Origin of the sequence: Burkholderia sp. AU31652, assembly GCF_002223155.1 — a bacterium.
Lineage (GTDB): Bacteria > Pseudomonadota > Gammaproteobacteria > Burkholderiales > Burkholderiaceae > Burkholderia.
In genome coordinates this window covers 2,233,271-2,244,462 of the sequence record NZ_NKFG01000005.1, presented here as the reverse complement: position 1 = coordinate 2,244,462, position 11,192 = coordinate 2,233,271, and the positions used below count along the sequence as shown (strand labels likewise).

8 protein-coding genes and 1 pseudogene are annotated in these 11,192 nt (G+C 64.2%); all 9 read left to right on the top strand.

What is annotated here, in order from left to right; genetic code table 11:
* Window positions 1-6 precede the first annotated feature (6 nt).
* The 9 genes and pseudogenes from CFB40_RS27635 (at window position 7) to CFB40_RS27595 (ending at window position 11,180) form a co-directional block, all read left to right on the top strand.
* Window positions 7-2,322 (top strand): annotated as a pseudogene (locus tag CFB40_RS27635) (T6SS effector phospholipase Tle3 domain-containing protein).
* Entirely contained in the window at window positions 2,319-3,800 is a 1,482-nt protein-coding gene (locus CFB40_RS27630) for a virulence factor (RefSeq protein ID WP_174972161.1), read from the top strand. The pseudogene CFB40_RS27635 and the gene CFB40_RS27630 overlap by 4 nt, the downstream one beginning before the upstream one ends.
* Before the next feature lie 66 nt (window positions 3,801-3,866).
* Window positions 3,867-4,124, top strand: a complete 258-nt coding sequence (locus CFB40_RS27625; protein WP_089427067.1) for a PAAR domain-containing protein — start codon at window positions 3,867-3,869, stop codon at window positions 4,122-4,124.
* Between the two features lie 132 nt (window positions 4,125-4,256).
* On the top strand, window positions 4,257-5,204 hold the full coding sequence (gene panE, locus CFB40_RS27620) for a 2-dehydropantoate 2-reductase (protein WP_089433335.1): 948 nt from the start codon (window positions 4,257-4,259) through the stop codon (window positions 5,202-5,204).
* Between the two features lie 233 nt (window positions 5,205-5,437).
* Window positions 5,438-6,397, top strand: coding sequence for an AraC family transcriptional regulator (locus tag CFB40_RS27615; protein ID WP_089432976.1), 960 nt, complete (start codon window positions 5,438-5,440; stop codon window positions 6,395-6,397).
* A gap of 120 nt (window positions 6,398-6,517) precedes the next feature.
* Window positions 6,518-7,462, top strand: coding sequence for a substrate-binding domain-containing protein (locus CFB40_RS27610; protein ID WP_089427069.1), 945 nt, complete (start codon window positions 6,518-6,520; stop codon window positions 7,460-7,462).
* A 62-nt stretch (window positions 7,463-7,524) separates the two neighbouring features.
* Window positions 7,525-9,045: a sugar ABC transporter ATP-binding protein gene (locus CFB40_RS27605; RefSeq protein ID WP_089433334.1), complete on the top strand. Its 1,521-nt coding sequence runs from the start codon at window positions 7,525-7,527 to the stop codon at window positions 9,043-9,045.
* A complete protein-coding gene (locus CFB40_RS27600; protein ID WP_089432975.1) occupies window positions 9,032-10,045 on the top strand; it encodes an ABC transporter permease in 1,014 nt (337 codons plus the stop codon). The genes CFB40_RS27605 and CFB40_RS27600 overlap by 14 nt, the downstream gene beginning before the upstream one ends.
* Before the next feature lie 46 nt (window positions 10,046-10,091).
* The gene (locus tag CFB40_RS27595) at window positions 10,092-11,180 is read left to right on the top strand and encodes an alcohol dehydrogenase catalytic domain-containing protein (protein ID WP_089427071.1); all 1,089 of its coding nucleotides are present in this window, start codon (window positions 10,092-10,094) and stop codon (window positions 11,178-11,180) included.
* Window positions 11,181-11,192 lie beyond the last annotated feature (12 nt).

Below are 11,192 nucleotides of genomic sequence, written 5' to 3'. Positions count from 1 at the left end.
GTTTTGATGACCAATTCTTTTCTCGATCCTCGACCGGTAGCCGACGCGCGCACCGACGAACCGACCACAAAATCCGATGCGGCGGGCGCAACTGCATCGCGCGGAGAACCGCCGCCTATTGTTGTGGGTCGTGCCGAAGGGCCGACCTTGTTCGACAAGGACAACCGGCTTATCTGCATCAAGCAAATGCCGCTGCCCGGCATCGTCATCTTCGTGCACGGCGTGAACTCCGAAGGCGAATGGTTCGAGGCGGCGGAGGAAGGACTGTGCAAGGGCCTCAATCGTCGGCTCGGCCGTCTTGATGATCAATTGAAGTACCAAGGCATTGACGCCGGCCAATTGAAGCCCGCGAAGTACACGGAAAGCCTGACGCCGGACGGATTTCTGAATCCAAAGTTGCTTGCGGACAACTACATCAAACCCGATCCGTCGTTCTCGAACGTGATTCACTTCCGGTGGGGTTATCGGGCGACCGTCGAAGAATTGAAGGAATACGGAGACAAGATTTTCCTGAACGAACAGGACTATTGGGGCGGCGGTCCGTTCACGAATGGATGTTCGAGTCTCCCCGATCTTTGGCATGGCGGACTTGATGATCGTGCATTCGGTTGGACAAGCGTGCAGGCCATCAACCCGACCAATCGGCCCCTGTATCGCGCGCCGCCCCGCGCGTATGGCGCCCTTGCCGCCTTGCGCCTTGCCAAGCTGATCGAGTCGATCCGCCGCATGCAGGCCACCGTACCGATTACCGTCGTATGTCACAGTCAAGGCAACATTGTGGGCCTCACGGCGGCGTTCTTCGGCGATGCACTGCCCGACGTTGAAGACCCGTGGGGACACAAGGGGCGATGCGTGGCGGATGCCTACGTGCTGGCAAACGCACCATACAGCTTTGCGAAGGGGGACGGCCCGTATAAATCTTCCACGGGAATGGATACGTGGTCGCAACGTGAGACGAAAGACCCGCACGGGAATCGCGGACGGCAGACCTACGCAGCGCGCACGCAGACGTTTGGCAAGTTTCTGTCGATCATCGGCACGCGCAAAGCGTACGAACTTCCTGCCGACAAGATCGATGAAGACATGGGGAACAGTCGGGTATCGCCGACGAGCAACAAGTCGTATGCAGCACAGGAAGACCGTGTGCGTCACGGTCTGAATGAATCGACATATGGCCGCGTCACGGCGTACTGTTGTCCGCATGATCAGGTGATTTCGGCGGTGACGGTTCAAGGGATTGGCTGGCGCGGTATCAGCAAGCTTGAAATCAACGATATCGGTGTTCCCGGCGTACTGACGCAGCGTGTCTTCGCATCGGGTTTCGATGTCGGCGTGCAGAAAGACTATCGATATTGGGAAGACGACTGGCGGCATGTACAGAAAGGGACGACTCCGGGATTCTGGTATCCGCCGTCGCCGCCGGCAAAATTCGGTCTGGTTGGTGCGCTCAAAGGAAACGAGTCGGTCTGGGGGATGATGGGGACATTAATTACCGCCCCCCTCATGTACGCGGGAACTGCTGCGACTGCTGCACTGAAGATGTTTCGCGTGAATGAAGACCCGCCGAAGGGCTGGACCGTGACTGCGGATGCCCCCGCGCTGGATCAACCGTTCCCGCCGAAGGCGAAGCGGTTCGGCAAGCCGATCGCGCCGACAGAAGATGGACCGGCCAAAAGCGACTTCAACGAAGGCAACGATCCGCCGTCCGCATGGCGCGACGCGAGCAAGGCGGATGCGGACAAGCGAGCCGACGACCCCTACGACGTTTACAAGTCGAAGAACAAGGACGGTGACGCCCAAGGTACGGCTGAGAGTGAAACCGGACAACGCTACGAGGATCGCGCGCTGATGCGTTTGGAAGCACGACGTGCGATGAACTCTGATTGGGTTGATAAGGACGGTCACGTGATCGGTGAAGATGGGAAAAGCGCTGTGCCCGAAGGCTATACGGATTGGCGCAACAAGCAGATCACGGACGGGATGGACCGTGGCCAGACCAATAACCCGACAAACCACTCAACAACGATGACCAATGCGGATCATGCCGAATATGCGCTTGCGTATGATGTGGCGGTTGGCCTGTGCTATCTGACGGAAAAGTAAATCAAGGCGCTGCGCATTGAAGCAGATTGGCGGATGGGGAATGGTATTCCGGAAAGCAATCCAAACAGAAAATATGCCAAGTATTTTAGATCTGGCATTCTCGATGAGCTCCCGATGCATAAATGGGTCCACAAAGAGAACGGCGAAGGCAACATGCCCGGCAAGATTGCTGACGAGCGCGAAGGTCAGGCTCATTTGAAGGTCGGAGGCGTAGTATGAAGGCGCTGATCGCTACATGGCCTCGACGTGTCGCTGTCGCTGCTTTGGTATGGATGGTCGCGGCCCTACTCATGGCGACGCTGATGGCGCACGCGGAGCAACCGGACCCGGGACACTTGGAAATAGGAGATTGGATGAAACGATTCGTAGTCGCGCCTGGCATGCTGGCGCTTGTGGTGTTTTTGTTCACCACGGCCATGATGCGGCCGGCACAGGCCGCCCCCGCCCAGACACCCACCGGCAAGGCAGCGCCAGTAGCGGAAGAACCGGCGAAGCCGTTTGTCGCGCAGGTCGTCGGACTGATTTGGTTGAATCCGCTCGAACGCAAGGACTATCCGACCGAATGGCAATTGTTGTGGACGCAAGGACTCGCCGCACCGAACAAGAACGATGACATGGTTCGCACCGATCCGAAATCGTTCTCGACGCTCAAATCAATCGGGGCATTGGTGTACGGCAACGAAGGTGAAGAAACATTCAAGGGCTTCTATCATAAATACATGGAAGCCTTTTTGGATTTGCTGCGTAACCGCTACGCGATGAATCCGTCGTACTTCTATACAGTGCAGTCCGACAATCCAAAGAATTGGCGTGAACTTGCTGGAATTCGTGTTGAATTGGCAATTCCCAAGAGGCTCGACATCACCGAGTCCAGAGAATTCTTGACCAAAGAGATCAGGGAAACTTTCTTGATCGGAAACCGGAATTTCCCGAAAGTATGGAGCCGCGACACGCCCCCTGATGTGCAGGTCACGCAAGGCGGTGCGAACGCCGGCTTTACGTCGCTGAACAAGGCGTTGAACTACTTGCAGACGAACCCCGACAAGAGCGTGTGGGTCATGAATTGGGATGCGCCGAGTTTTCCGCCCACGGACGCGCAGATTAACGAGAATCTTGTTGTACTGTTCCTCGCCGGCCCGACCTTCAACACGGAGCGTGAACCGCTCGCATGGATCGGCAAGGCGGCGACGGGCGACACGAAGGACTTCTCGCCGAAGGTTGGCACAACGCGCACTGTGCAGGCGTGGAAGGCGACTATAGACCACGCGGCACGCAATGCCGGCGTCGCGGTTACTGACCTGAAATACATCGTCCACGATGCAGGTAAAGGCAGTGATGCGGCCTCGAACCGTCTTGTCGGCCTGTCGCAAACGCTCACCGAAGTTCTGCCGGAATACGACCACTCAAAGCAGACGTTCAACACGGCGGCGCTGCTCGGCGACATGGGGACCGGTAGCGCATTGACCGACGTTGCACTGGCGATCGGCCGGATCAATCACTTTGGCGGTAACGCACTGGTTGCGGGCACCACCGATGCGGAGCATCCGGTCGCGGTTGTCGTCCTGCCGCCGTCAAAGTTGACGACGATCGATCCGAACAAGGATTGGTTCCGCGCGCGTGGCGGAAACAATGCTTACCTGCCGTGGTGGGGTCGCCGACACGATACTGATTACGGTCAGCAGGGATATTCGTGGTGATGTAGTCGGCGCGGCGGCACGTGCACATGTGCGCGCTGCCGCGCCGAGTCATTCAGGGCTGGAGATATGCGGGGAATTGTCCGGGTAGACGATGTACATACGCACGGTGGGCGGGTGGAAACCGGAGCCGGTACGAGCAAGGTAATGGGCCGCGCGGTCGCTCGCATCGGCGACACGTGTTCCTGTCCGATTCACGGCGCTTGCGTGATCGTCGAAGGTGACGTGGAATTCAAGGTTGAAGGCCAGGCCGCCGCGTTCGACGGCCACAAGACCTCATGCGGTGCCGAATTGATTTCATCCCTTCCGACTTCCGGACGTGTTTGAATGCGGAAGCCCCGTGCATGACCGCCGAGCAGTTCCGCGGATCAAGCCGTTGAACCAGTGAGCGTTGCATGAGACATGCGTCCGGCGCCTGGGCAGCGGCGCGGCACCGAACGAAACCGAAAGGAGGCAACGATGCGAATTCTGGTGGTAGGGGCCGGCGCGGTCGGCGGGTATTTCGGCGGCCGGCTGGCCGCGGCGGGGCGCGACGTGACGTTCCTGGTGCGCGACGGCCGCGCGGCCGCGCTGGCGCGCGACGGGCTGCTGATCCGCAGCCCGCGCGGCGACCTGACGCTCGCGAACGTGCAGACCGTGCGCGCGGGCGATGCGGGGGCCGGCGTCGCGCCGTTCGACCTCGTGCTGCTGAGCTGCAAGGCGTACAGCCTCGACGATGCAATTCAGTCGTTCGCGCCGTTCGTCGGCCCGCAGACGCTGATCCTGCCGATGCTCAACGGGATGCGTCATCTCGACGTGCTACGCGACCGGTTCGGCGCCGCGCAGGTGCTCGGCGGGCTGTGCGTGATCGCGGCGACGCTCGATCGCGAGCAGCGCATCGTGCACCTCAACGACACGCACGGGGTCACCTTCGGCGAACTCGCGGGCGGTGAATCGCCGCGCGTGCGCGCGGTGGCCGACGTGCTCGGCGGCGCGGGGTTCGATGCGACGCTCAGCGACAACGTGGTCGCGCGGATGTGGGAAAAATGGGTGTTCCTCGCGACGCTCGCCGCGAGCACGTCGCTGTTCCGCGGCTCGGTGGGCGACATTCTCGCCGCGCCGGACGGCCGTCGCCTGCTCGAGACGATGCTCGGCGAATGCAGCGCGATTGCCGAGCACAACGGCCACCGGCCCGAGCCGGCCGCCATCGAGCGGATGCAGCGAATGGTGCTGACGCCGTCGCCGCTGACCGCGTCGATGTTGCGCGACGTCGAGAACCATGCGCGCGTCGAAGCCGATCACGTGATCGGCGACCTGCTCGCGCGCCGCGACCCGGAGGCGGCCGATACGCTGTCGCTGCTGCGGATCGCGTACAACCACCTGAAGGCATACGAAGTACGGACGGCGCGCGAGCACGCGGCCGCATGAGCACCGGCGCGGGCGGCCACCCGGTCGTTCCGCGCTGCACAAATTTGCCGTCCGGCGCCCTGTGCGGCCGGAATGCGCAAAAAAGTATCGGAAATCAGGCGTAAAGTTGGTGGAGCCGCGCGCTCGATCGACCTACATTGCTTCCCATGCGACCGGTCGCGTCGCCGTGTGAAATACGCGGCGCACGCGCGCAACGAACCGGCCAGCGAGACATGGGAATGGAGACGCCAACCATGATGCACCCCGATCTGGAAGTGGTCGACGTGCGACGCGACGAGTCGTTCAAGGTCTGGTCGCACGGCTATCCGTATCGCACGATCCGCTGGCACTTCCATCCCGAATTCGAACTGCACCTGATCGTCGCGACGCGCGGCAAGTATTTCGTCGGCGACCACATCGGCTCGTTCGGCCCCGGCCATCTCGTGCTGCTCGGCCCGAACCTGCCGCACAACTGGGTCAGCGACATGGCCGAAGGCGAGACCGTCGAGCGCCGCAATCTCGTGATCCAGTTCGACCCGGCGTTCGTGCGCCGTTGCATGGACGCGTTTCCCGAATGCCGCGATGCGCAGGCGCTGCTCGACGATGCGCGGCGCGGGGTCGGCTTCGACGCGGCCACCAGCGCCGCGATCGCGCCGCTGTTCGACGAACTGCTGGCCGCGCGCGGCATGCGCCGCATCGCGCTGTTCATGACGATCCTCGAACGGCTTTGCGGGGCGGCCGAACGCACGCTGCTCGCGAGCCCCGCGTACGACCAGGCCGACGTCACGCCCACGCGGCTCAGCCATGCGCTGTCCTACATCGGCAAGAACCTTGCGTCCGAGCTGCGGGAAGCCGATCTCGCGCAACTGACCGGGCAGAGCGTCAGTGCGTTCTCGCGAGCGTTCCACCGCCAGACGGGCATGCCGTTCGTGCAGTACGTGAATCGTCTGCGGATTGAGTCCGCGTGCCAGATGCTGCTCGCCGACGACGCGAGCATCACCGATATCTGCTTCCAGGCCGGCTTCAACAACGTGTCGAACTTCAACCGCCAGTTCCGCGCGGTGAAGGGGATGGCGCCGTCCGAATTCCGCGCGCTGCAGCGCCTGAACGCGCGCAGTCGCGAGCTCGCGCTGCACGCGGCGCCCACCGGCAATCCGCTGCCGCCGCGTGTCGTCACGGCCGGCATCCCCGAGCTCGCGCCGCAGCCAGGATGATCGCGGGGCCGCGGCCCGCCTGACTTTCCCGACCGTTTCACCCAGCGCAATCGCGTCGCCCACGTCGCGAGGGGCGCGTTCAACCACGAAAAAGCTGCACACATAACCGGAGACACCGTCATGACGCATGCATCGCCCGCTTCATCCCCCCGTCGCGCCGCCCGTATGGCGGTGATTGCCGCGCTCGCCGTCGCGGCCTGGCTGCCCGCTGCCGCCGTGCAGGCCGCACCGCTGCGCATCGGCATGACGTTTCAGGAGCTGAACAACCCGTATTTCGTGACGATGCAGAAGGCGCTGAACGACGCGGCCGCGTCGATCGGCGCGCAGGTCGTCGTCACCGACGCGCATCACGACGTCAGCAAGCAGGTGAGCGACGTCGAGGACATGCTGCAGAAGAAGATCGACATCCTGCTCGTGAACCCGACCGATTCGACCGGCATCCAGTCGGCGATCACGCAGGCGAAGAAGGCCGGCGCGGTGGTGGTGGCCGTCGATGCGAACGCGAACGGCCCGGTCGATTCGTTCGTCGGCTCGAAGAACTACGACGCGGGCGTGATGTCGTGCGACTACCTCGCGAAGGCGATCGGCGGCAGCGGCGAGGTCGCCATTCTCGACGGCATCCCGGTCGTGCCGATTCTCGAACGCGTGCGCGGCTGCAAGGCCGGGCTCGCGAAATACCCGAACGTGAAGCTGGTCGACACGCAGAACGGCAAGCAGGAGCGCGCGACCGCGCTGTCGGTCACGGAAAACATGATCTCCGCGCATCCGAACCTGAAGGGCATCTTCAGCGTGAACGACGGCGGCGCGATGGGCTCGCTCGCCGCGATCGAGAGCTCGGGCAAGGACATCAAGCTGACGAGCGTCGACGGCGCGCCCGAGGCGATCGCCGCGATCCAGAAGCCGAATTCGAAGTTCATCGAGACGACCGCGCAGTTCCCGGCCGACCAGGTGCGCATCGCGCTCGGCATCGCGATCGCGCGCAAGTGGGGCGCGACGGTGCCGAAGGCGATTCCCGTCGACGTGAAGGTGGTCGATCGCGGCAACGCGAAGGGCTTCAGCTGGTGAACGACGTGCGATGCGACGCGAAGGGCGGCGGCACGGCCGGCGCTCTTCGCACGGAGAAGCCGATGGACGCGATACTCAGGCTCAGCCACATCACGAAAAGCTTTCCGGGCGTGAAGGCGCTGTCCGACATTGATCTGGAGATTGCGCGCGGCGAGATCCACGCGCTGCTTGGCGAGAACGGCGCGGGCAAGTCGACGCTGATGAAGATCCTGTGCGGCATTCATCAGCCGGATGCCGGCACGATCGAAATCGACGGCACCGCCCGCCATTTCGCGGACTATCACGATGCGGTCGCGGCCGGCGTCGGCATCGTGTTCCAGGAATTCAGCCTGATTCCGCATCTCGACGCCGTCGACAACCTGTTCCTCGGCCGCGAGCTGCGCAACCGCTGGGGCGCGCGCGACCGCAAGCGGATGCGTCACGCGGCGGCCGCGATCTTCGCGCGGCTCGGCGTGGCGATCGATCTCGATGCGCCGATCCGTGCGCTGTCGGTCGCGCAGCAGCAGTTCGTCGAGATCGGCAAGGCGCTGTCGCTCGACGCGCGCATCCTGATCCTCGACGAACCGACCGCCACGCTCACGCCGGCCGAGGCCGAGCACCTGTTCGCGATCATGCGCGAGCTGAAGCGGCAGGGCGTCGCGATGATCTTCATCTCGCATCACCTCGACGAGATCTTCGCGGTGTGCGACCGCATCACGGTGCTGCGCGACGGCCAGTACGTGGCGACGACCGACGTCGCGCGCACGGACGTCGAGCAACTGGTACGGATGATGGTCGGCCGCCGGATCGAAAGCAGCTTTCCGCCGAAACCGGCGCGCGCGGCCGATGCGCCGCGGGTGCTGGAGGTCAACGAACTGCAGATCGAGCGCGGCGGCCCGGTGAACCGCTTCACGCTGCATGCCGGCGAGATCCTCGGCTTCGCCGGGCTGGTCGGCTCGGGCCGCACGGAAACCGCGCTCGCGGTGATCGGCGCGACACGTGCGCACCGCAAGGACGTGCGCGTGCGCGGCACGGCGGCGAAGCTCGCCGATCCGGCCGACGCGCTGCGCGCGGGCATCGGCATCCTGCCGGAGAGCCGCAAGACGGAAGGGCTCGTCACGTCGTTCTCGATCCGCGACAACATCTCGCTGAACAACCTCGGCAAGTACCGGTCGATGCGCTGGCTGATCGACCGCCGCGACGAGGCGCGCACCACGCACGACGTGATGCGGCGCGTCGGCGTGAAGGCGCCGTCGATCCACACCGAGGTCGCGACGCTGTCCGGCGGCAACCAGCAGAAGGTCGTGATCGCGCGCTGGCTGAACCATCACACGTCGGTGCTGATCTTCGACGAGCCGACGCGCGGCATCGACGTCGGCGCGAAAGCCGAAATCTACGGGCTGATGCGCGAACTCACCGCGCGCGGCTACGCCATCATCATGATCTCGTCCGAGTTGCCGGAAATCGTCGGCATGTGCGATCGCGTCGCCGTGTTCCGGCAGGGCCGCATCGAGGCGACGCTCGCAGGCGACGAGATCGATCCCGACACGGTCATGACCTATGCCACGGCCGGCACGCGAGGAGCGACCCATGAACCTGCCTGATTCTTCTTCCACGCGTTCCACGACGCTCGCGGCGACAGCCGGACACGGCGACGCACCGCCGCCACGCGCGAGGTGGGCGCAGCTGCGGCGCTCGACGCTGTTCTATCCGCTCGTCGGCCTGATCGTCGTGTGCATCGCGATGATGATCGCGAGCCCGAGCTTCCTGTCCGCCGCGAACCTGGAGAACGTGCTGCGCCAGGTGTCGATCAACGCGATCATCGCGGTCGGCATGACCTGCGTGATCCTGACCGGCGGGATCGACCTGTCGGTCGGCTCGGTGATGGCGCTGTCGGGCACGCTCGCGGCCGGGCTGATGGTCGCGGGCGTGAACGCGGTTGCGGCGCTCGCGATCGGCATCGCGGTCGGCTTCGGTTTCGGTTTCCTGAACGGCGTGTTCGTCGCGTTCGCGGGGATGCCGCCGATCATCGTCACGCTCGCGACGATGGGTATCGCGCGCGGCCTGGCATTGATCTACACGGGCGGCTATCCGATCGACGGCTTGCCCGACTGGGTCGCGTTCTTCGGCAGCGGCAAGGTGTTCGGCATCCAGGCGCCCGTGCTGATCATGCTGGTGGTCTATGCGATCGCGTGGCTGCTGCTCGACCGGATGCCGTTCGGCCGCTACGTGTATGCGATCGGCGGCAACGAGCAGGCGACGCGGCTCACCGGCGTGCGGGTCGCGCGCGTGAAGCTGATCGTCTACACGCTGGCCGGCCTCACGTCGGCGCTCGCCGCGATCGTGCTGACCGGGCGCCTGATGAGCGGACAGCCGAACGCAGGCGTGGGCTTCGAGCTCGACGCGATCGCGGCTGTCGTGATGGGCGGCACGTCGATCTCCGGCGGGCGCGGTGCGATCCTCGGCACGCTGGTCGGCGCGCTGCTGCTCGGCGTGCTCAACAACGGGCTGAACATGATCGGCGTGAACCCGTATGTGCAGAACGTGATCAAGGGCGGAATCATCCTGCTCGCGATCTACATCAGCCGCGAACGGTCGCGGTAGCGATCGATTCATCAGTCATCCAGATCATCCACGAAAGAGACTATCCATGACGACACCCGAAGCCCTGCCGCGGATGACCGCGGTCGTCTGCCACGGCCCCGAGGACTACCGCGTCGAACAGGTCGCGAAGCCGCGCCCCGGCGCGAACGAGCTCGTGATCCGCATCGCCGCATGCGGAATCTGCGCGAGCGACTGCAAGTGCTACACGGGCGCGAAGATGTTCTGGGGCGGCCCGAGCCCATGGGTGAAGGCGCCCGTGATTCCCGGCCACGAATTCTTCGGCCACGTCGAAGCGCTCGGTGACGGCGCGGCCGGGCATTTCGGCGTGGCGGTGGGCGACCGCGTGATCGCCGAGCAGATCGTGCCATGCGGCAAGTGCCGCTATTGCAAGTCGGGCCAGTACTGGATGTGCGAAGTGCACAACATCTTCGGCTTCCAGCGCGAGGTGGCCGACGGCGGGATGGCCGAGTACATGCGCATTCCGCCGACCGCGATCGTCCACAAGATTCCGCTCGGCGTGTCGCTCGAGGACGCGGCGATCATCGAGCCGCTTTCGTGCGCGATCCATACGGTGAACCGTGGCGACGTCCAGCTCGACGACGTGGTCGTGATCGCGGGCGCGGGCCCGCTCGGGCTGATGATGACGCAGGTCGCGCACCTGAAGACGCCGAAGAAGCTCGTCGTGATCGACCTGATCGACGAGCGGCTGGAACTCGCGCGCGAGTACGGTGCCGACGTGACGATCAACCCGGCGCGCGACGATGCGCGCGAGATCGTCCGGTCGCTCACCGACGGCTACGGCTGCGACGTCTACATCGAGACGACCGGCGCGCCGGTCGGCGTGAGCCAGGGGCTCGACCTGATCCGCAAGCTCGGCCGCTTCGTCGAATTCAGCGTGTTCGGCGAGGATGCGACCGTCGACTGGTCGATCATCGGCGATCGCAAGGAGCTCGACGTACGCGGCGCGCACCTCGGGCCATACTGCTATCCGATCGCGATCGACCTGCTCGCGCGCGGGCTCGTCACGTCGAAAGGCATCGTCACGCACGATTTCGCGCTCGAGGACTGGGACGACGCGATCCGCGTCGCGAAATCGCCCGAATCGATCAAGGTGCTGCTGAAACCGGCCCGCTGACGGCCGGCGTGC